18 protein-coding genes are annotated in these 22,254 nt (G+C 56.5%); 11 read left to right on the top strand and 7 right to left on the bottom strand.

What is annotated here, in order from left to right; genetic code table 11:
- Positions 1-112: 112 nt before the first annotated feature.
- Positions 113-982: an AraC family transcriptional regulator gene (locus WJU22_RS12705; protein WP_341843605.1), complete on the top strand. Its 870-nt coding sequence runs from the start codon at positions 113-115 to the stop codon at positions 980-982.
- Positions 983-1,034: 52 nt separating this feature from the next.
- On the opposite strand, the gene WJU22_RS12700 is transcribed toward WJU22_RS12705, so the two are convergent.
- On the bottom strand, positions 1,035-1,307 hold the full coding sequence (locus WJU22_RS12700) for a hypothetical protein (RefSeq protein ID WP_341843604.1): 273 nt from the start codon (positions 1,305-1,307) through the stop codon (positions 1,035-1,037).
- Between the two features lie 89 nt (positions 1,308-1,396).
- Between WJU22_RS12700 and WJU22_RS12695 the strand changes: the two genes are divergently transcribed.
- The 7 genes from WJU22_RS12695 (at position 1,397) to WJU22_RS12665 (ending at position 9,794) form a co-directional block, all read left to right on the top strand.
- Positions 1,397-2,416 (top strand): LacI family DNA-binding transcriptional regulator, encoded by a 1,020-nt coding sequence (locus WJU22_RS12695; protein WP_341843603.1) that lies wholly within the window; start codon positions 1,397-1,399, stop codon positions 2,414-2,416.
- 99 nt (positions 2,417-2,515) lie between these two features.
- Positions 2,516-3,652, top strand: a complete 1,137-nt coding sequence (locus WJU22_RS12690) for a glycoside hydrolase family 172 protein (protein WP_341843602.1) — start codon at positions 2,516-2,518, stop codon at positions 3,650-3,652.
- 20 nt (positions 3,653-3,672) lie between these two features.
- A complete protein-coding gene (locus WJU22_RS12685; RefSeq protein ID WP_341843601.1) occupies positions 3,673-5,223 on the top strand; it encodes an aldehyde dehydrogenase (NADP(+)) in 1,551 nt (516 codons plus the stop codon).
- A 39-nt stretch (positions 5,224-5,262) separates the two neighbouring features.
- Positions 5,263-6,057: an SDR family oxidoreductase gene (locus WJU22_RS12680; protein ID WP_341843600.1), complete on the top strand. Its 795-nt coding sequence runs from the start codon at positions 5,263-5,265 to the stop codon at positions 6,055-6,057.
- 6 nt (positions 6,058-6,063) lie between these two features.
- The gene (locus WJU22_RS12675; RefSeq protein WP_341843599.1) at positions 6,064-7,668 is read left to right on the top strand and encodes an altronate dehydratase family protein; all 1,605 of its coding nucleotides are present in this window, start codon (positions 6,064-6,066) and stop codon (positions 7,666-7,668) included.
- Positions 7,669-7,704: 36 nt separating this feature from the next.
- On the top strand, positions 7,705-8,928 hold the full coding sequence (locus WJU22_RS12670) for a DUF6786 family protein (protein ID WP_341843598.1): 1,224 nt from the start codon (positions 7,705-7,707) through the stop codon (positions 8,926-8,928).
- Positions 8,929-8,936: 8 nt separating this feature from the next.
- A complete protein-coding gene (locus WJU22_RS12665) occupies positions 8,937-9,794 on the top strand; it encodes a fumarylacetoacetate hydrolase family protein (protein WP_341843597.1) in 858 nt (285 codons plus the stop codon).
- A gap of 64 nt (positions 9,795-9,858) precedes the next feature.
- Here the strand turns inward: WJU22_RS12665 and WJU22_RS12660 are convergent, their stop codons facing one another.
- Positions 9,859-10,266: a DinB family protein gene (locus tag WJU22_RS12660; RefSeq protein WP_341843596.1), complete on the bottom strand. Its 408-nt coding sequence runs from the start codon at positions 10,264-10,266 to the stop codon at positions 9,859-9,861.
- Between the two features lie 66 nt (positions 10,267-10,332).
- Positions 10,333-11,166 (bottom strand): AraC family transcriptional regulator, encoded by an 834-nt coding sequence (locus WJU22_RS12655; protein ID WP_341843595.1) that lies wholly within the window; start codon positions 11,164-11,166, stop codon positions 10,333-10,335.
- A 128-nt stretch (positions 11,167-11,294) separates the two neighbouring features.
- Here WJU22_RS12655 and WJU22_RS12650 point away from each other — a divergent pair, with 128 nt between their 5' ends.
- Entirely contained in the window at positions 11,295-12,014 is a 720-nt protein-coding gene (locus WJU22_RS12650; RefSeq protein WP_341843594.1) for a GAF domain-containing protein, read from the top strand.
- Here the strand turns inward: WJU22_RS12650 and WJU22_RS12645 are convergent.
- Together WJU22_RS12645 and WJU22_RS12640 are read right to left on the bottom strand one after the other, a co-directional pair.
- Positions 12,011-12,388, bottom strand: coding sequence for a YidH family protein (locus WJU22_RS12645; RefSeq protein ID WP_341843593.1), 378 nt, complete (start codon positions 12,386-12,388; stop codon positions 12,011-12,013). The two genes, WJU22_RS12650 and WJU22_RS12645, sit on opposite strands and share 4 nt — an antisense overlap.
- A 56-nt stretch (positions 12,389-12,444) precedes the next feature.
- Positions 12,445-15,147, bottom strand: a complete 2,703-nt coding sequence (locus WJU22_RS12640) for a GH116 family glycosyl hydrolase (protein WP_341843592.1) — start codon at positions 15,145-15,147, stop codon at positions 12,445-12,447.
- A gap of 238 nt (positions 15,148-15,385) precedes the next feature.
- Here WJU22_RS12640 and WJU22_RS12635 point away from each other — a divergent pair, with 238 nt between their 5' ends.
- Positions 15,386-18,652 carry a caspase family protein gene (locus WJU22_RS12635; RefSeq protein ID WP_341843591.1) on the top strand — a complete coding sequence of 1,089 codons (3,267 nt, stop codon included), beginning with the start codon at positions 15,386-15,388 and terminating at the stop codon, positions 18,650-18,652.
- Here WJU22_RS12635 and WJU22_RS12630 read toward each other — a convergent pair.
- Together WJU22_RS12630 and WJU22_RS12625 are read right to left on the bottom strand one after the other, a co-directional pair.
- On the bottom strand, positions 18,649-18,972 hold the full coding sequence (locus WJU22_RS12630) for a sensor histidine kinase (protein WP_341843590.1): 324 nt from the start codon (positions 18,970-18,972) through the stop codon (positions 18,649-18,651). The two genes, WJU22_RS12635 and WJU22_RS12630, sit on opposite strands and share 4 nt — an antisense overlap.
- Positions 18,881-20,572 (bottom strand): PAS domain S-box protein, encoded by a 1,692-nt coding sequence (locus WJU22_RS12625; RefSeq protein ID WP_341843589.1) that lies wholly within the window; start codon positions 20,570-20,572, stop codon positions 18,881-18,883. The genes WJU22_RS12630 and WJU22_RS12625 overlap by 92 nt, the downstream gene beginning before the upstream one ends.
- A gap of 459 nt (positions 20,573-21,031) precedes the next feature.
- On the opposite strand from WJU22_RS12625, the gene WJU22_RS12620 reads away from it, so the two are divergent.
- Complete coding sequence (locus tag WJU22_RS12620) at positions 21,032-22,195, top strand: SusC/RagA family TonB-linked outer membrane protein (protein ID WP_341843588.1); 1,164 nt, start codon at positions 21,032-21,034, stop codon at positions 22,193-22,195.
- The last annotated feature ends 59 nt before the right edge of the window (positions 22,196-22,254 follow it).

Here is a 22,254-nt window from a genome sequence, read left to right as displayed (position 1 = left end):
TGTCACATCATTTTAATAATTGGAGGCAATAGAAATTCAGATTTGTTACGGGGATTTCAGATTTACGCTTATATTAGCATGTAATATCCCGGATAATTTAAATTCCATCAATATGAAGCCGGTTTTCACCAAAATACAGGAAGAGGCCCACATGGGCGTGTTTGCGATGCGGGTGATCGACCTGCCGTATTTCTCGACGGAGTTTCATTTCCATAAGGAATGCCAGCTCGTGTACGTGGTGGAAAGCGAAGGACGGCGCATCATCGGCGACAGTGTGGAGAATTTCGACAGCGATGAGCTGATTCTGCTGGGGCCGGACATTCCGCATGTCTGGCATAACGACAGCCGGTATTTCGACCGGAATAATTACCAGCACGCCCGGTCCGTGGCGCTTTTCATCGAGCCAGACAAGCTCCTGGCCTCCATGACGCATTTCGGGCTGGGGCGGCAAACGGAATTGCTGCTGAAGAAATCGAGGCGGGGGATGAAATTTTCGGGACAGGCGAAACGGACGTTAAAATCGTTATTGCTCGAGATGACGGAGCAGCCGCCCTTCGCGCAGCTCATTTCCTTCATGCGCGTGCTCGACGTGCTCACCCGTACGCGGGAATTCGAACTGCTGGCCAGCCAGGGCTATGTGAATACTTACCAGGCGAAAGACAATGACCGGATCGATACGGTGTTCAAGTTTGTGTTCGAAAATTTCAAGAGCGAGATCCAGCTAGACGAGGTGTCGCGCCTCGTGAACATGAACAAGCAGGCGTTTTGCCGGTATTTCAAAAGCCGGACGCAGAAAACGTTCGTGTCGTTCGTCAATGAAGTGCGGATAGGGCATGCCTGCAAGCTGCTGGCGGAAGGCGAGCTTGCCATTTCGGGACTGGCGTATGAATGCGGGTTCAACAGCCTGTCTAACTTTAACCGCTTTTTCCGGGAAATAAAAGGCATGACCCCGCGGGAATACGTGCGCTCGCTGCCGGATTGATACGATATATGTAGAGGGAGCCGCTTTGAGAGCGGCTTTTTTTATGGAAAGATCAGCCTACCGGCGATGCGAGGATCGCTTCGGCGAACGCGGCTTCCAGGGGAACGTACTGCGGCGGACAAATCCCCCGGCCTACGATCCTGAATTCCCCCGCGGCGTTCTCCTGAATGTGGAAACGCACTTCCCTGCCTTCGTGCGGCACATACACCTGGTACAATTGCTTATGCACGCAATTCATCGTCACGAAACGTACCCGCACGGATTCTCCGTTCACTTCAAAATCCTTGTCGAAACTCCTGATTAACTTCCAGCCTAATGAACTCATGTGTCTAAAAATGAGCGGCAAATGTAGCCAAAAAATGATTTTCGACGGCAAAACTTGCTTACTTAAACGTTTAAGCTTATATTTATTTCATGAAGAAGAGAGTCTCCCTGAAAGACATCGCACAGGAAGCCGGGGTATCCACGGCGCTGGTATCCTATGTGTTGACGAATAAAGAGGAGAAGGCCCGGGTGGGGCGGGAAATGGCGAACAAGATCAGGAAGATCGCGCGGAAGCTCAATTACCAGCCCAACTACCTCGCCCGCAGCCTGAAAAGCGGGCGGACAGACACCATCGGCCTCATCGTGGCAGACATCTCCAACCCTTTCTTCGGACAGATCGCCCGGATCGTGGAAGACGAAGCCAAACGGCACAACATCACCGTCATCTTCGGCAGCTCCGACGAAAACGCGGAAAAATCCGCCGACCTTATTAATGTATTGCTGAACCGGCAGGTAGACGGGCTGATCGTTATCCCCTCGGAAGGTTCCGAACAGCAGATCCTCCAGCTCAGCGAGCGCCACTTCCCGTTCGTGCTCATGGACCGGCCGTTCCCTTCCATCGCCGCCAGCAGCATCAGCATCAACAACTTCGGCGCTTCGTACAATGCGGTGGAGCACCTGTTGCGCACCGGCCGCAAACGCATCGGTATGATCGCGTACCAAACCAGCCTTCACCACATCGCCGAACGCCGCAGGGGTTTCGAAGTAGCCCTTGCCAACGCCGGACTGAAAACGGAAAAGCGCCTCAAACTGGCGCGGTACAGCCACCTGCGCGAAGATATCCGCAAAGCGATCGACCAGCTGACCGGCGGCAAACATCCGGCCGACGCACTGTTTTTCGCCACGAACAGTCTTGCAATCGAAGGGCTGCGGTATATCAGCGAACTGGGCATCCGCGTGCCGGAGCAACTGGCGGTAGTAAGCTTCGATGAAAGCGAGGCGTTCGACCTGTTCCACGCGCCCGTCACCTTCATCCGCCAACCTATCCGGGAAATGGGCAAAGCCGCGGTGCAACTGCTGCTCAGCCAGATCGCCGATAGTGAACGGCCGCCGGAAGACATCCGGATAGATGCGGAACTGGTAGTGCGCCGTTCCAGCGCAGCCAATTGAACCATCCATCAAAATACTGAATACGCCACGTGCATGGAAACCGTCGAAGTTAAGGGCGCTTAATCGATAAAGCGGAAAACCTTTCAAACGATACACATTATGAAAACACTGCTCCTTCTCTCCTTTTGCGCCTGCCTGGCCCTCGTGTCGGCAGCGCAGCAGCCTTTTAACGGGCTCGACATGAACCTGGGCAACCTCCACCGTTTATCCGACGCCAAAACCCGCTCCATTTCCCCGGAAAACTTTACCGGCGAGCCCGGCAAGGGCGGCATGGCCACCCTCGAACAGGGCAACGCACGCGGCGCCGCGCGCGATCTCGGACAGGGATGGAAAGTGAATCCCTACGTGCACATCGAGCCCGGACAAACGTTTACCCTCGCGGAAATCAACGCGTCCGGCGCCATTCAGCATATCTGGATGACGCCCACCGGCAACTGGCGCTATTCCATACTCCGCTTCTATTGGGACGATGAAACCACGCCCAGCGTAGAAGTGCCCGTCGGCGATTTCTTCGGGATGGGATGGGGAGAATTCGCACAACTGACATCCCTGCCCGTAACCGTCAATCCCGGCAGCGCATTCAACTGCTACTGGCCCATGCCCTTCCGGAAGAAGTGTAAGATCACCATGGAAAACATCAATACGGAAAGGATGACGCTCTACTACCAGGTCGACTACACGCTCACGCAGGTGCCCGACGACGCGGCATATTTCCACGCGCAGTTCCGCCGAAACAACCCCGTCAAAAACGCGGAATTCACGCTGATCGACGGCATAAAGGGAAAGGGGCATTATGTGGGCACCTACATGGCCTGGGGCGTGAATAACAACGGCTGGTGGGGAGAAGGCGAGATCAAGTTTTTCATGGACGGCGACGGCAAATTCCCCACGATCTGCGGCACCGGGACGGAAGATTATTTCTGCGGCTCCTACAATTTCGACAACAAGGGGAAATACCAGGAATTCACTACACCGTATGCGGGCTTGCACCAGGTGATCCGGCCGGACGGGCTCTACAAGTCGCAGCAGCGGTTCGGATTGTACCGCTGGCATATCATGGACCCCATCCGCTTCGACAAGGAACTGAAAATCACCATCCAGGACCTGGGCTGGCGGAGCGGTGGCCGGTATTTGCCGCAGCAGTCAGACATCAGCTCGGTCGTGTTCTGGTACCAGCGCGAGCCGCATGCGCCGTTCCCGAAGCTGCAACCGAAAGACCAGCTGGAAGTGAATTGATCTATATAAATGTTTGACACATGCATACAATCGGATCACAGATGATCGGGAACCGCCAGACTGCGGAAGGCACACAAACCTTCCGCGCCTGGAACCCCGCCGAACAGCAATGGCTCCCGCAGCCATTCCATGAAGCAACGCCCGCGGAAGTGGACCAGGCCGTAGCCCTCGCGGCCAAAGCGTTCCCGGCATACAAGAAAACCACGGCCACGGCGCGCGCCGCATTCCTCCGCGCCATCGCATCGGGGATCGAAGCCCTCGGCGAAACGCTCCTCCAGACCGCTTCGGCAGAAAGCGGCCTGCCCCTGGCAAGGCTCAACGGCGAGCGCGACCGGACGGCCAACCAGCTCCGGCTTTTCGCGAAAACCATCGAAGAAGGCTCCTGGGTACATGCGCGGATCGACCGCGGCGCGCCAGACATCCGGCAGATGCAAATCCCGCTGGGACCGGTAGCCGTTTTCGGCGCGAGCAATTTTCCCCTCGCCTTTTCGGTGGCCGGCGGCGATACTGCGGCCGCCCTTGCGGCCGGGTGCCCTGTGGTCTGCAAAGCCCATCCCGCCCATCCGCATACTTCGCACCTCGTCGCAAAAACCATCCTCGAAGCTGCCAAAGAAACCGGTATGCCGGAAGGGGTTTTCAGTCTTGTTCACGGCGCCACTGTTGAAACAGGACAACACCTGGCCCGCCATCCGCAATTGCGCGCCATCGCTTTCACCGGATCGTTCGGGGGCGGGAAGGCGCTTTTCGAAACGGCCGCGCAACGGCCTGTGCCCATCCCCGTTTATGCAGAAATGGGCAGCGTTAACCCAATTTTCCTCCTCCCGGATATGCTGGCCGAAAACGCCGCTACCTTCGCTGCGCAATATTTGCAATCGCTCACCATGGGCGTAGGGCAATTCTGTACCAATCCCGGTGTGATCGTAGCCGTCGGCGATGGGAACGAATTGATCAAAGCCCTCGAAGCCGGCATCGCCCAGCTGGCGGCGGGCGTTATGCTCACCCCGGGGATCCTGAACGCCTACCAGTCTGGCCTGCAACGCCTCGCCGACCTGGGCGCGCTGCCGGTTTGCAAAGGCGCCGATGTTGCCGGCAAAGCCGCGCCGGTGATGATGCGTACGTCATTGAACAAAGTATTGAAAACACCCGGCATGTTGCATGAAGTTTTCGGTCCGGCGGGACTGCTCGTGCTTTGCGACGATGCCGCCGGTCTTTCCGTTTTCGCCGAAGCCCTGGAAGGGCAGCTCACTGCGTCCATCCACGGTACACCGGCCGATCTCGATCGCCATGCGCCACTGGCAGACATCCTCCGCGAAAAAGCGGGGCGCCTGCTCGTGAACGGCTTCCCGACAGGCGTGGCCGTGAACCACGCCATGGTGCACGGGGGGCCATGGCCCGCAGCTACGCCCGGCGCCGGCACTTCCGTTGGCACGGCATCGATCTACCGGTTCACGCGGCCGGTGTGTTTCCAGGATTTTCCGGGGCATATGTTGCCGGAAGAGCTACGCAACGAAAACCCGCGGAACATCTGGCGGATGGTGAACGGCGACTGGCAGCGCGCAGCCATTTCCTGAACGGATCAGCATATTCAATAAACCCTCATACCACACGTTATGGACCTTGGCTTACAGGACAAAGTAATTATCGTGACCGGCGGTGCCAAAGGCATCGGCGCGGCCATTTCGGCGGTACTGGCGCAGGAAGGCGCCATTCCCGTTATCGTCGGCAGAAGCGAAGCCGACAATCTGCAACATCTTTCCAACATCCAGGCTGCCGGTGGAAAAGGCTGGCAAACCGCTGCCGAGCTCACCGACCCCGAAGCCTGCAAACGCGCCGTTGAGGCGGTAGTAAAGCAATTCGAGCGGATAGACGGGCTCGTCAACAATGCGGGCATCAATGATGGCGTGGGGCTCGCGTCCGGATCGTACGAAGCCTTCATGCGATCGATCCACCGCAACCTCGTGCATTATTACCTGATGGCGCATCATGCGCTGCCCATGCTCAAGGAAAGCCACGGCGCCATCGTCAACATCAGTTCCAAAACGGCGGAAACCGGCCAGGGCAATACGTCTGCTTATGCAGCGGCGAATGGCGGCAGAAACGCACTCACCCGCGAATGGGCGGTGGAATTGCTCCCCTGGAGCATCCGCGTCAACGCGATCATCGTCGCGGAATCGTGGACGCCGCTGTACGAAAACTGGATCAATACTTTCGGGGACAAAGAAGCAAAACTCGCCTCCATCGTGTCCCGCATCCCGCTGGAAAACAGGATGACGACGCCGGAGGAAATCGCGCAGATGACGGCGTTCCTGCTGTCAGGAAAATCCAGTCACACCACGGGCCAGCTCCTCCATGTAGACGGCGGCTACGTTCATCTCGACCGTGCATTACAATCCCTTCAACCTTAAACCAACATGCGTCAGCAAATACTTCAGATCCACCCGGCAGACAATGTGATCGTGGCCCTGCAGGACGTTCCGAAAGGCACCCCGGCCGGCGGCGTCACCGCGCTCCGCGACGTACCTGCCAAACACAAACTTACCACTACCTTCATCCCCCAAAACGGCGACGTGATCATGTACGGCGTGCTCGTGGGGCAGGCGAAGGAAGACCTCCCGCCCGGGGAACTCATTTCCACCGCCAACGTCCGCCACGCATCAGGAAATTTCGGCGTGCGGGCAGAACGGAAAACGGACTGGCAGGCACCCGATGTGAGCACCTGGAAAGACCGCAGTTTTCTGGGGTACCACCGGTCAGACGGCCGCGTGGGCACCGGCAATTACTGGATCATCCTGCCGCTGGTGTTCTGCGAAAACCGGAACGTGCAATTGCTCCACGAAACGCTCACGAAAGGCCTGGGCTATCAAAAAGGCAATCCGTACGAATCCCTCCTGCAGGAAATGCTTCACGGCGGCAAACATACTTCACAAGCCGAATCGGCCTCCAGCCGCCCATTCCCGCAGGTCACCGGCATCAAACTGCTGACCCACACCATGGGCTGCGGCTGCACCAAAGACGATGCCCGCACGCTTTGCGGCATCCTCGCCGGGTACGTGACGCATCCCAACGTTGCCGGCGCTACCGTGCTCAGCCTCGGTTGCCAGAACGCGCAGGTGGCGATGTTGCGGGAAGAGATCGAAAAGCGGTCGCCGGGGTACGACAGGCCCCTCGTGATCCTCGAGCAGCAGCAGGAAGGCACGGAAAAACTGCTGATAGAGCAGGCGATGCGGCAAACGTTCGACGGACTGGCGAAAGCCAATGCGCAGGAACGCAAACCCGCGCCGCTGAGCAAACTGATCGTAGGCATGGAATGCGGCGGCAGCGACGGGTTTTCCGGCATTTCCGCCAACCCTGCGGTGGGTAAAGTGGCAGACAGGATCGTGGCGTTGGGGGGATCGGTGATCTTGTCCGAATTCCCGGAGCTTTGCGGTGTTGAACAGGAATTGAGCGACAGATGTGTGAATACAGGGCTCGCCGAAAAATACACCGGGCTGATGAAAACGTATGCCGCCCGCGCGGAGGCCGTGGGCTCGGGATTCGACTCCAATCCATCCGCAGGCAACATCCGCGACGGCCTCATCACCGACGCCATCAAATCGGCCGGCGCCGCGCGGAAAGGAGGCTCCTCTCCCGTTACCGATGTGATCGATTATCCCGGATGGGTGCAGCGGCCCGGACTGGCCCTCCTGTGCACGCCCGGCAGCGACGTGGAATCGACGACGGCGGAAGTAGGCGCCGGCGCGAACGTGGTATTGTTCACCACCGGCCTCGGCACGCCAACCGGCAACCCCGTGACGCCCGTGTTGAAGCTTTCCACCAATTCGCGGCTCGCCGCCAAAATGCCCGACATCATCGACCTGGACACGGGGCCGATCATCAATGGCGACGAAACCCTCGAGCAGGCGGCCGACCGCATCATGGAACTGCTCATTTCCTCCGCCAGCGGGCATTACACCGCCAAGGCGCAATTGCTGGAACAGGACGATTTCATCCCCTGGAAACGGGGCGTCTCGCTCTGATCCCGCATCATAACCGTAACAAACAATCCGAACGATATGAAACCATTACTCATGGCATGTTTATTAACCGCCGGCATCGCAGGTTGTCAAACCAGCGGCAACAAGCAGCCCGGCAAACCCGCCAACTTCGGCGAAGACGTGGCTTTCCTGCGCCAGCATCTTAAAAACGTAGTGGTGCTGCAGCTTCCGGGAGACAGTAGCCGCGTGCTCGTTACCGGCGATTACCAGGCCCGCGTGATGACCAGTTCCGCCTCCGGCGACGCGGGCAACAGCTTCGGCTGGATCAATTACGACCTCATCGGTTCCGGCAAACTGACGCCGCACATCAACGCCTTCGGCGGCGAAGAACGCTTCTGGCTCGGGCCGGAAGGCGGCCAGTACGCCCTGTTTTTCCCTCCCGGCAAGCCTTACGAATTCACGCACTGGCAAACGCCGGGCATGATCGACACTGCGCATTACAACGTAACGGCGGAAGCTCCGGGCGAAGTTTCCTATCAATATACCGGCACCATTCAAAACCACGCCGGTTATACCTTCAAGCTCGGCGTAGCGCGCACCGTTCGCCTGCTCGACAAAAAGACCATCGAATCCAGACTGGGGATCGCATTGCCGGAAGGCTTGCGCAGCGTGGCATACGAGACCGAAAACCAGGTTTCCAACCTGGGCGACAGCGCCTGGCAGGAAACAACGGGGCTCCCCAGCATATGGCTCCTCGGCATGTTCAAACCGTCTGAACAAACCGCCGTGGTAGCGCCTTTCCGGCCGGGTGCGGATTCCCGCAAACTGATCACGGACGATTACTTCGGAAAAATCCCCGCGCGCAATCTGCAGGTGAACGACAGCCTGCTGCTGTTCCGTGCCGACGGCAAGGCGCGCGGCAAACTCGGCATCGCGCCGGGCATCGCGAAAACCGGCGCCGGCAGCATCGACCTCGCCAACAATTCTATCACCGTTCTGCTGTACGATGTTACGCCCAATGGGAAATACGTGAATTCGAAATGGGAAGACCAGGCGGAACCGTACAAGGGCGATGCCGTGAATTGTTATAATGATGGGCCGCTGGAAGACGGCACGCAAATGGGGCCTTTCTATGAAGTGGAATCCTCTTCAGACGTTATTGCCCTGAAACCTGGTGAGGCGCGGAAATACAGCCAGGTCACCATGCATTTCGAAGGAGACGCCGAAGCGTTGAAAGCCCTGGCGGAAAAGTTGTGGCAGCTGCCGCTGGATTCCGTTCGTCAATTCCTCCAACAAAAATAATCCCCGTTATGAACTTAGTAAGGATCTATAAAACATCCGAAGGCATCATCGTTCAGCAAGATGGCCGTTTCTACGCGACACCTGCCGGCTGGAACGAATTCGTGAACCGGAAAGGCCTCTACGCCGCCGTTGTGGCCGAACTGCCGGATATGCGGCCACTGGACGCGCATACTGCCGAACAGGCCATCGCCAAAGGTTTGCAGGCGCCCATCGGTTCGCAAGAAGTCTGGGCGGCGGGCGTAACGTATTACAGGAGCCGCACGGCGCGGATAGAAGAATCGGAGGATGCGGGCGGCGCCACCTTCTACGATAAAGTATACGTGGCGGAACGGCCTGAATTATTCTTCAAAGCCACGCCGCACCGCGTTTCCGGGCACCGGGAAGTGGTTTTCATCCGGCCCGATTCGAAGTGGGACGTACCGGAACCGGAACTGACGCTTTTCGTGTCGTCACAAGGCACCATCGAAGGCTATACGATCGGCAACGACATGAGCTCCCGCAGCATCGAAGGAGAAAACCCGCTCTATCTGCCCCAGGCGAAAGTGTACGAGAAATGCGCCGGGCTGGGGCCTTGCCTGCTCGTTCCGGAATCCCCCATTCCGGCGGATACCATGATCCGCATGTCGATCTTCCGGGACGGGGAAATCAAATATAACGACAGCATCGCCATCAGCCAGATGAAACGCGGGCATGGCGAACTGGTGGAATTCCTCTTCCGCGGATGCGCCTTCCCCGACGGTTGTTTCCTCATGACCGGCACCTGCCTCGTGCCCGACAACAGCTTCACCCTGCGCGACAACGACCGCGTCGAGATCAGCATCGACCACATCGGAACGCTCATCAACGAAGTGCAGACCCTGCGCTAAACACAATAGCAAAGCCGCGATCCCGCGGCTTTGCATCAAACAAAAAAACCAAATCACCTGCCGGTCAGTACATGTACTCCGGCGGGGTGATGCCTTTGCACCGCAGGTATACGGTGGCTTGTCCACGGTGGTGCGTAATATGGTCAATCGTGGCAAAGAACCCCTCCAGCGGCAATTCCTTTTCCTTCGCCGCCGCCACGCTTTTATCCAGATGGGCGAACGCCTGCTCCAGGTACTTCGTAACGGCCTGTTTGCCGTAGGTGACGGGCGTAGGCGCCCAATCGGCCGCCTGCCCGCGGATGTAATTTTCTTCCCACCAATACATGCCATAGCCGATGTGGTGCAGCAATTCGTTGAACGTCCATACGCCGTCGGCGGGCTTGAAACCAAATCCTTCTTCGGGCATGGCTTCGGCCACGGCGAGGGTGTACGTGCGGGCGTTTTCCAGTGTTTTCTTCAAATTCGCTTTCATAATAAATGTTTGATACGGCAAAGCTATCGCAGCGGCCGCGGCGGCATTTAAGGAAAATTGCGGTTTTTACGCCCGTGCGCCCGACGGTGGTTTGCCGAACACTTTCCGGAAAGCGGCGGAAAAATGTTCGAGACTGTGAAACCCTGTAGCAAACGCGATCTCCGTCACCGGCCGGCCTGTATGCCGCAACTGCCACGCCGCTTCCTGGAGGCGCACATTGAGCAGATAGCGATAAGGCGTGGTGTGGGTCATTTGCCGGAACATCCGGTTGAAGTGATAGGGGCTCATATGGCTCATGGCCGCCAGGGCGTTCAGGCTCAGATCTTCATCGAAATGCGTGCTGATGTGGATTTTCACTGCTTCCACCAGCGGCATGTAATGCCTGATCTCCCGGCCGCTGAACGGCGCGGGGCCTTTATCCGCGTTGTTCATCAGCCTGCCGAAAAGGTCGGCCATCAGTTGCTCTGCTTCCATTTGCGGGAAACGCGGGCGCTCCAGCAGCGTTAAAATGCGATGGTGGAGATATTCCATGTCGGGCGTGGCTTTCACGAGAATGGAATGCAGGTCGGGATTGCGGAAAAACCCCTTCAGCCCGGGCGCCTGGCTTTCCAGCAACGCGGCATGGGCGGCGGAAAAAGAAAAGATGGTACACTCGTCCGGCAGATCGTGGACATGCCCCACGGTATGTTCGTATCCCGGCTTGCAGAAGAGGAACAATCCGCTGTAGGCATCCAGTTCGTTGCGGAACACGTTGAACCGGAAATTTCCCTTCCGGATGTAAGCGATGGAAAAGTGCTCCTGGTGCTCTTTCCCCGAAACGCCGCAACTGGTGCAGCGGCAGCGGAAATCCCGGATGCTGTATTCCGGCGAGTCGAACATCAGGCGAATGTCTGCTTCCATAAATCGAAGGTAGTTGTATCCGGGCGAAATTTAGGGGGAGGAAGTGACAACCCTATGTCAGCAGCCCCTTTCCGGCTTGGAAATCTGCGGCAATACAGCTAATTTTAGAGAAATTGGAAAGCCCGTACATGTTATTCAACCAACTCGAAATTCAATTCAGATATCCCCTCGAAGGGTTCCCCGCCGAACTGTTACTTACCGCGAACGTAACCTGGAACACGCTACAGCACTGCTATTCGCTCGACAATGTCCGTCTCCCCGGAAACACCGGCATGTCGGTCATGCCGCCCATCCAGCTCAAAAAGAAAAACAACCAGTGGGTGCATACCGACAGTGAAAGCAGCACCTTGCTCAGCGAATCGGCCGGTGCGGCCATCGACGAAGCGGAAGAAAACAAGGTGAATTGCCTGAACAACGACTGTCCGAAACTGGGGTATTACCTGGAAAAAGCCATTTCGGCGGATGGGGCGGATTTCGGGAACATCCAGCTTTTCAATCCCTCCTACCGCTCCCTTTCCATCGTTACCCAGCGCGGCTTCCGGCGGGATTTCCTCACGCATTTCAATGTGGTGACGGCCGGCGACCGCTCCGCCTGCGGAGATGCACTGCGGACGGGCCAGCCCGTCGTTATCCCAGACGTATCGCAACTACAGAGCTATTCCCAGCATTGGGACGTGGCAGCCCGCGCAGGCTACCGCTCGGTGATTTCCACACCGGTGACGACGGGCAACCGGTTCATCGGCATGCTGAGCACACATTCCAGCAAGCCCCACTGGCAATGGAACATCCGGGAGCACCAGCAAATCGCCGCCGACCTGGGGCTTTGCCTCGAAGCACGGCTTCCCTAAACGCTTTCCAGCAAATAAACGATCAGTAAAATGCTGACCAGGAAGATGAAACCGGTCAGCGTAGTGAGGAGGCCCGAAGAATGGCCATAGGAACCCTCGTTCAGTTGCTTTTCGATATTCCTGTAACGGAGATACGAGAAAATGACGGTGGCCGCGCCCACTGCCACGAGCGTAATACCCGCTATGGCCGACAATCCATGCGATTTGACCACATATTCCTTGCCCAGCATGAGCGACAGCTGTTTAACGAACAGCGAGAATTTCACCACCACAAAGCCGAACGCCATAATCCCGATAGCCGTGCGTACCCATGCGAGGAAAGTGCGCTCGTTGGCCAGGTGGTCGGTTGGCCCGCCGTATTTCTTAGGTTCCATAGTCGATATTTAATGGGTTGCTGACCATGAAGTTACGAAATACGGCGGGCGCCCGGTTATGAAAATTGGATCTGCAGTTTTTGTCCTTCCAGCACGCGCACCGCATCCGCCAGCTCTACTGTGGACGTACCATCTGCCTGGCGCAGCGTGGCTTTGAGGGTTTTCCCGTTCAGTTGTACCGTCACTTTTTTCCATGCGGCAGCCGATCCGGTTTTGAAAGTTTTGAGCCGGAGCGATCCGTACCCCAGTTCCAGTTCGCAGGTACGGCTACCGCCGGATTGGTTCTCCTGGGAATAGGTGCCCCAGCCTTCCGCCGCGGTAAACGGCGCGCTGAATACCGGCTGTTCGATCGCCGGCGCGAAGCGGATCTCCCCTTTCGGCCCGTGATAATCGAAGCCGCAGGCAGTGATGAAAGTGCCGTAGCTGGCCATGGCGCGGGCGTAGTGGTCGCTGCACTCGATCTCGTTGAACGGGTTGCGGCGCGCGGCGTGGTGACGGTCGTGGATGACGCGGGTGAGCACCATCGCTTCATCCGTCATGCCCTCCGCCATCATGTGGCTGGCCACCTGGTGCTCGAAGCCGGACATACATTCGTGGAAGTATCCCAATTGCCAGGTAACGTTATCGCCATAGGCTTTTTCCTCGTTTTTCGGATTGGTGTTCATCACCATTCCGCCTTCGCCTGCAACCGCGTAAGGGCGGCCGCCGGTGTGCGTCTTGATGTAAGGCCCCACGTCCATCGTGAAATTGTATTTCCAGAGGGCGCGCAGCGCGGAAAGGGTTTCTTCCTTGTTCCACAGCCTCCCGAGCCCCGCCTGGAACGCCCAGCTCTGGCCATATACCTGATCGATGTGGCAGGTATTGTACGAGCCCAGTTTGCTGCGGCCGTGCGCGGCATTGGGCCGGTGGATGAAATATTCTCCGTTGAACAACTGCGACATATTCCTGCCGCCCTTGTCCGCATATTCCCGGCAAATTTTAGCGAAAGCCTTGTCGCCAGCGTCTTCCGCCAGTTTTTCCGCCGCCCGCGCCGCTGCGATACACAGCCCTGCGATCCAGGCGATCTCGCCTTCCCAGATAGCGTCCAGGGTATTTTCCATGGGCGTATCGGTGAGGCCGTCGCCGTTTTTATCCTGCGCCAGCATAAACTGCGTGGCTTTGCGGATGGCGGGCCAGTTTTGCGTGAGGAACTTGTTGTCTGCGCTCATGCAATGCTCGCGCCAGATGCGGAGAATGGTGCCCGCCTGTCCGTCGATCGCCGGTCGGCCTTCGAATTCCGCGCGGAAGATAATACCGCCGTCGGGCTGCATGGCGATGCCGAGATCGGTGCGCTGGCGGGTGTCGCGCTCCAGCGAGGGGAAGATGCGCCCCATGGCCTGGGCGTATTGCCAAACGTGCGTGCAGGTGCCTTCGCAGGCGTTCACGCCTTCCCAGGACCAGAACCGTCCGCTGGCGAAGCGGTAGGTGTTTGCCGTGGCCAGGGTGCCGATATTGAGGAAAGTGCGCTCCAGGAACCAATGCGGCAACGTGGATTTATTATACCAGGTATCTCGCCAGCGCAGGGTGGCGCCCCAGAGGCGATCGAGGTGCCGGGCGAGATAGCTGCCCACTGCCGCGGCGTCTTTGAAGCGCGCGGCGTAGAAGAACCCGCCTTCAGTGTCTTTCAGTTTGCCGTGGAGTTTTTCGAGCGGGTGGTTGAAATGCCAGCTGAGGAGGAAGCGGCTGGATGTGGAGGCTTGCGGTGCGAGGGATTTCGTTTCCGTAGCGATGCCGCCGTTCAGGATGCCGGAAGGCGCACCGGTGGCGGGCGCTTCGCTGTGTGTCGAAAAATAGGCGGACGTTACCGGCCAGGGTTGCGCATTGGTATTGGCGAAACCCGTTTCCCCGGCGAGCGTGATGGCGGTATAGCCATCGTCCGGGCGGTTGGAACTGCCGTCTGCCGCGGCGAAGGAGCCCTGTACCGTAATGAAGCCATCGCCTCTTACAACCTGGTTCCTGCGCTCACCTTCCCCGTCTTTGGCGGATACTTTCCGGGCGCCGTTTTCCAGCCATCCGGCCAGCGTCACTTTCACATCTTTCCCTGAAATATTTTTAATCCGGATATCGAAAACAGTGGCGGGCAAAGCGGAATCGTCGGCGTCCAGCGGTACGAATACGCCGCCGGCGAACATTTCCACTTCCACCGGTAACGCATTATGCTTGAAACGCACCACTGCAACGGGGTACGTGGCTTCGAACGTCACTTCCTGCCAATCGTCTTCTTTCAACTCTTTGGTCCATTCCTGGCCGCCGGATTCGATTTTCAGGGCAAAGCCCTGGTCGAGCACGCGCTTGTTGGCGGCGATGGCGGGCTCTACGTAGCAGGCGCCGTCGCGGTTGCGGACTTTCACTTCCTGCTTACCGTCGTTCCACAATACCGTTTTAGGGTCTATCCCTTCGCGGGGATCGTTGTAGACCTGCCAAAGCCACAGGCGGCCGTCGCCTCCGAGGTATACCGTTCCGGCATGCAATCCGCCGGCCGGCATGCCGATAAATTTCAGTTCGTTGGCGGATTTACGATATACGGTTGTTTCGCCGCGCTCATACAAACTTTTGATCCAGGCCGCATCGATGGATTTATCTGCCGGGATATTATGTGTAGGCTGAAGCACGCCCTGGTAGGGCTTTTGCGTGGCCGCCAACGCAGGGATGCGCAGCGTGAGGATACCTGCCGCCGCAAGTCCGCCTTGCTTCAGGAAATTTCTTCTGTGGATGGTCATGTGAGGTTGCTGTTAACTGGTTATCTCCGGATAAACGTGGGACCGGATCATCGACAAAATAGCAAACCTTGCGCGGATACGCCCCACAACCGGAAATTTCCGCTATTAAATGTGAAAAAAGCATTAACCGCAAACGGATTTGCATGACAAGTTCCTGTATACGTTTCCCGGGAAATATAATTGCCGCATCCGCATCAAATCTGTAATTTCGGGAAGTAACCTCAAAATACATTTACGAATGTCCGTCTTTGCCCTGCTCGTCGGCGTTTCCGCCTACCATCCCGATTCCGGCGTATCCGGATTGAACGGCTGTCTGAACGACGTAAAAGCCATGCACGACCTGCTCCGCAACCGGTTTCCGGACGATCCTCCCGGCAATGTGCGCATCCTGCTGAACGAAAGTGCCACGCGCAAAGCGGTGATCGCCGCATTCCAGGAACATCTCTGCAAAAATACCGGTATCCGCGACGGCGACACCGTCCTGTTTTATTACAGCGGCCACGGCAGCCACGCCCCCTCGGCACCGGAATTCCTGGCACTGAACGAAGACAGCCAGGCGCAAGACGAAACGCTCGTACTCTACGACAGCCGCCTGCCCGGTAACTTCGACCTGGCCGACAAAGAACTGGCACTGCTGCTTTCCCTCGTCCCCGAAAAAGCGCATACCGTCGTGATCCTCGATTCCTGCCATTCCGGTTCCGCCACCCGTTCGCTCAAAACCCTCCAGCATTCCGGGCTTCCGAAATTCACCCCTGATGCCGACATACCCCGCAGCTTATCCGATTACCTGCATGCCGATGGCGTGAATTATGCCCAGATGCAGCGAAACGGAAAACTGGAAGTGCCCCGCTCGCGGCACCTGCTGCTGGCAGCCTGCGGGCGCAACGAACTGGCGTATGAAGACGTGGCGGCGAGAGGGGTTTTCTCCGGATGGATGACGCGGCTGCTGCAGGAATATTCCGGCGGACTGTCGTACGCAAAGCTGCACGAATCGCTGTACGCCGCGATCAGGAAAAACGCCAACGCACAAACGCCGCAACTCAAAATATACGGCGGCTTCAATCCCGACCAGTTTTTCGGACGGCCCGACAGCGACGCTTCCGCGCCATTGCTCATTGCACGATTCTCGGAAAACGAATGGGTGGTGAACGCCGGCGCCCTGCACGGCATCCCGGCAGACAGCGCGGCATTTTTCCGGGCGCAGGTGCTGCTGTACAAAAACGCGGGCAGTGCGGCGCCAGACTTCACGACGTCCATCATCCGCGTGGGACTAACCGATTGCGTGCTGCGCGTGCCGGAAGGCGCGGACGCAGGCGCCCGGTACGCCGCGTCCATCATCAACCTGCCGCCGCGCCTCAGCATATTTATTTCCGGAGATGCGGTAGCGGATGTGAAAGCCCTGCTGCCGAAAGATCCCGACATTTATTACCATACCGATGCCGGACAATATTTCGATTACCGGCTGGATACGACCGACGGTCAAATCAAAATCCTCGACAATCATACCGGCAACCTCGTGCATGGCGTAATGGGCGTCGAGGCCGAACATTGCCACTATATCGGCAAGGCCCTCGCGCAGATCGGGAAATGGCGCGCGCTGGAAAACATGCACAATCCGCAGACGGCTATCCCTAAAAAGAATATCGAACTGGACGTGCAGCTGATGGACGAAGACGGGAACTGGGAATCCTGTACCGGCCAGGAAATCACGGTCGACATTACGGAATCCCGTCCCGAAATCCCTTTCCGCATCCGGCTGGCCAATACTTCGCAGGTGGAATACCACGTGGCGCTTTATCACCTGTCCCCCACTTTTTCCATCGACAAACAATCGCCCGACACGGATGCGAGCGTGTTGCGGAACGGCAAGGCGATTGCGCTGAAATGCAATCCCCTTAACGATTTCATCACCTTCATGCTCACGGAAGACGATGTCAACGAAGAAACCGAGATCTTCAAACTCGTGTACGCGCTCTTCCCGTTTTCGGATTATTTCGTGGAAGAATCGCAGGAGCTGAAACGGGAAATGGTGACGCTGGACGCCGTAAAATCGCGCGGGCTCGGCGACGGCAATAAAAAGAATTTCCGGAAGGATTGGGATACGCAGACCCTGCGCATCCGGATCGTCCGCAATGGACAGCGCATCCAAAAGGGAAAGCAGTTCGACAACGGCCTCATTTCCATCAAATCCACATCCGGGTTCGGGGCGGATGTGGCCGTTACGCCCACGCATAACGGCGCGAAGGGATTGAATCCCGCGCAGGAATTGCAATCGCTGTTCGATACCGATGCGTTCACTTTTCTGCCGGTGGCGCCGCCTACGCGGGGAGCTCCCGTCAACACCGTCGTGGAATTGACGCAGCTGGAAAACGAGGCTTCGCTGAAAAACGCGCCGCTGGAAATCCGCGTCCGCCAGCCGATCGGGGAAAACGAAGCGGTGGTGGCGCTTACGATGCAAAACGGGATCGTAGTGCCGTTGGGCTTCCTGGAGCCCGACGCTTCGGGAGACCACCGGATGTACGTGCATCATGCGCCCGGGGAGCCGGACGAGCGGCGCGCCGCCGGCAAAAGCCCCGTGCGGGCACTGTGGTTCTGTTTGCTGAAAGTCGTTTTCCGGCGCGATAAGGAAATCTTCAAACTCCGCTACCTGCAGTTCCCGGAGGGCGAGCCGGAATATGTCAAAAATAAAGTCGCGGAGAAAATCGCACAGTCGGACCGGATATTGCTCGTGATCCACGGGATTATCGGCAACACGAAATCCCTGTCCGCCAACCTGTCGTCCCTCCTGACCGACAAAAAATACGACTGCATCCTCACCTTCGACTACGAAAATCTCAATACCGACCTCGAAGATATCGCTGCCAAACTGCTGGACCGCCTGCAGGAAAACGGCGTTTCCGCCAGCAAGCCTATCGACATCCTGTCTCACTCCATGGGCGGACTGATCAGCCGTTACATAATCGAGGAATTGGGCGGCGACAAGCTGGTGAAACGGTTGATTATGGCCGGCACGCCCAATGCGGGATCGGCTTTCGGGAACCTGGAAGACGTCCGCAAATGGACCAACCGCGTGCTGACGCTGGCCTGCAATTACGGCAAGCAGTTCCTCGGCGCCTGGGGGCCGTTCCTGGAGATCGTCAATAAAGGACTATCGGCGGCGGGCCTCATTACCAATACGCTCGGCCAGATGGACGTTGGGTCGGATTTCCTGTTGGCGCTCAACAAGGCGCCGAAACCGCCCATCGCCACCCGTTACTACATTCTGGCCGGCGATTCCGCCAAATACAAGCTGGAAGCGGAAGATACGGGGCTGATGGAGAAGATCGAACTGGCGGTGGGAAAGATGTTGTATTGGAGCACGCCCAACGACATTGCCGTGAGCGTCGATAGTATTCAGACCGTGCCGGCGGCATATGTAGCCGAATCGATCGAGACGAGCGCGCACCACCTCAATTATTTCGACTATAACAGCAGTATCAGAATTTTGAAGGAAATGATGGATTAAATCAGCGGCAGCACCACTTCCATGGCGGTCCCGCCTTCCGGGCGCCGCCGCGCGAAAATATGGCCGTGATGGTTTTCCACGATCTTTTTGCAGATCGCGAGCCCGATGCCCGTGCCCGGGTATTGTTGGCGGTTGTGCAGCCGTTTGAAAATGGCGAAAATCTTGTCGACGTACTGTTCTTCGATCCCGATCCCGTTGTCTTCCAATGTAATCTGCACGTAGGGCCTGTTATCCGGCAGGTTGAACCGGATCGCCGCTTCCGTGGGGGTGATGGGTTGGCTGTGGACCCGTATTTCCGGCAATTCCGTCGAGAATTTCAATGCATTCCCCAGCAAATTGGCGAACAGCTGCCGCAATTGCGCGGCTTCGCCTATGATGACCGGCAAACTCCCCGTTATTATGGTTGCTTTTTTCGGTGATGGCGCTTTCGAAGTCCGACAGCACATCGCCCAGTACTTCGTTGAGGTCCGTTTCCGCGGGGGTGCCTTCGGCATTGGAAAGGCGGGAATAGTTCAGGACGTCGCGGATGAGGGTAGACATGCGGCGGGCGGAGTCGGAGATTTTGACGAAGTATTTGTCGAACGCCTGCCGGTCGCCCGGGTTTTCCCGGATCATATCGATGAAGGTCTGGATTTTCCGGAGGGGTTCCTGGAGGTCGTGCGAGGCGATGTAGGCGAATTCTTCCAGGTCGCGGTTGGATTTGCCCAGGCGTTCGTTGGATTTGATGAGCTCTACGGTGCGCTGCTGCACGGTCCGTTCGAGGTGCAATTCCGCTTCTTTTTCGGGGGTGATGTCGAGCAAAGTGCCGAGGAGGCGTTCCGGGCGGCCGTCGCGTCCATGGAAGTATGCGCCGCGGACCCTTACCCAGCGGTGTTTATGATCGGCCGGGCGGACGATGCGGTGCACGGCGTCATAATCTCCGCCGGTGTTCTCTTCCACGAGGGCTTTGAGTTGGAGGAGGGCGCGGGTGTTGCCGACGGGGTGCAGGAGGGCTTCGAGGGTCTGGAGGTCGGCCACGGAGTCGATATCGAGCCCGAGGATGACGCGGCATTCGTCTGAGCAGGTGACGAGCCCGGTGCGGAGGTCCACTTCCCAGACGCCGAGTTTGGTGGCGGAAACAGCCATACGAAAGCGTTCTTCGCCGAGGCGGAGGAGCAGTTCGCCGCGTTTCTGGCTGGTGATGTCCCGCGCGATTTTGGAGGCACCGATGATGGTGCCGGAGGCATCGCGGATGGGGGAAATGGTGAGGGATATATTGATGATGCGGCCATCGCTGGTGAGGCGTTCCGTTTCAAAGTGGTCGACCCGTCTGCCGGCGGCGAGTTGGCGGAGGATGGCGGGCTCTTCGTCTTGCCGGTCGGCCGGGATGAGCGTGGAGATGTGTTTGCCGATCATTTCATCGGCTTTGTACCCGAAGATGCGTTCGGCCGATTTGTTCCAGGAGGTGATGATGCCTTCGAGGGTTTTGGAGATGATGGCATCGTCCGACGACTCCACGATGGCGGCCAGGTGTGTGAGGCCTTCGTTCTGGAGGCGTTGGGCGGTGAGGTCGGTGATGAGGTTGATGCCTCCGGCCAGGTTCCCGGCGGCGTCGAACAGCGGTTTGGGATTGGGGAGGATGTATGAGCGGGTGCCGTCTGGCCGTTCGATGATGATCTCCTGCCCTTGCACGGGCTCGCCGGTGCGGAGGCAGATGGCCATGGGGCAGGATTCCGGGTCAACGGGGGTGTGCCCGTCGAGCTGGAAGGCTTTGTGGGCACCGCAGTACCGGTCTAGGCCGATGGCCGGCTCGCGGCCCCAGAGTTTGGCGGCGGCGGAGTTGCAATGGAGGATGAAACCGTTATGATCGGTGAGGTATGCAGCGTTGGGGATGCTGTTGATGATTTGATTTTCGGTGTTATTGTTGTTTTGTGCGGGCATGGATTGATATGGGCTCTGTGGTATGGGGAAGGTAAGGAATTTTTTTCTTCTGATGCGGGGGGAATGTGGGTGTGGGCGGGGGTGTAACGGGCTATAAAAAAAGCGCCCCGCCGGCTGAGTGGCGGGGGCTGGTGAATCTGAGTTTTATGGACATCGAAGGCTAGAACTAATTTGCATGGACGTACAACCGTAGATGTTATACACAAATTTGCGAATTCCCATAAAGGATAAATGTTTATTATTTGTTAATCTCATCATTAAAACACGAGTTGGTTAACAAACGGCTAACCATGACCCAACAAAGTGGATGTTAAATTTACGTTCATTAACAATTCCCTCGTTAACTATAAAAAACTAGCGCGTGATTACCCAGATCAATCACAACGGACACGGAATGCTACAATTCTCTTTTTGGCAGAAGAACACAACCAAACTTACTGACTATCTAAAGCTATCGTAATGGAACGAACGTTTACAATCAAATCCAGCAAGGTTCGATTGCTCGCCGGCATGATAATGACCTTGCTTATTATCCCTTGCCTGGCTTTCGAACAGGTGAATACCAAAATCACACTGAACTACCAGAACACGGAAATATCGAAAGTGCTCCAGTCGATAGAGAAACAAAGCGGCTATACGTTTTTCTATTCTGGAGGAACGATAGACGCTTCATCGCTGATATCGATCAACGTGAAGCAGACTCCAATCGAAAAGGTGCTGGACGAATTGCTGGAGCCTTTTAAGGTGGAGTATCAGTTTAAGGATAAGTCGATTATTCTGAAGAAGCAGCAGCGACTCACAACTACATTTAACTTTATTCAGAATAAGCAAGACACTAATAAACTTCTTATTATAAAAGGAAAAATACTTAATGAAAAAGGGAATGGCCTAGTAGGTGTTACAGTTATTGTTAAAGGTACTCCTACGCATACAATTTCTATCGAAAATGGATACTTTGAATTACATGCGAACGAAAAAAATGCGACTCTTTTATTTACTAGTATTGGCTACGAAAATCAAGAACTAAAAGTAAAGGAAAGTGCAATTGTTAGCATTGTATTGAAAGAGCGAGTAACTGAACTTCAGAAGATTGAGGTAGTCTCAACTGGCTACCAAGACATTCCTAAAGAAAGAGCCACTGGAAGTTTTACGTTTGTCGATAACGAACTGTTTAATAGAAGAGTTGGATCAAAGGTACTTGATAGGTTAAACGACGTTGTTCCGGGGCTTGTTCGAACAACTCAAACGTCAATCTCTAAACCACTTTCTGGATATCAAATACGAGGAATCTCAACCATAAACGCCGAAACCTCTCCACTATTAGTTGTTGACAATTTCATCTTTGAGGGAGATCCCGCAGTAATCAACCCTAATGATATTGAAAGCGTAACAATTTTAAAAGATGCAGCCTCCGCATCTATTTGGGGGGTAAGGGCTGGAAACGGGGTAATTGTTATCACTACAAAAAGAGGTAAACCAAATAGAAAAGCAACATTATCTTTCAATAGCAATTTCTCATTCAGTAATAAGCCTAATATACGATCTATCCCATCAGTACCAAGCAAAGATGTAATTGACTTGGAAAAAAAAGGTTTAATCAGGGATACTATGATGGCTATCTAACTGGTGCATACTCATTTCAACCGATTCCTCTTGTAGCTGAAATTCTTCACAAGAATAGG

This window comes from Chitinophaga caseinilytica (assembly GCF_038396765.1).
GTDB lineage: Bacteria > Bacteroidota > Bacteroidia > Chitinophagales > Chitinophagaceae > Chitinophaga > Chitinophaga caseinilytica.
The sequence above is the reverse complement of the archived record's forward strand: the minus strand, read 5'-3'. Positions and strand labels throughout refer to the sequence as shown.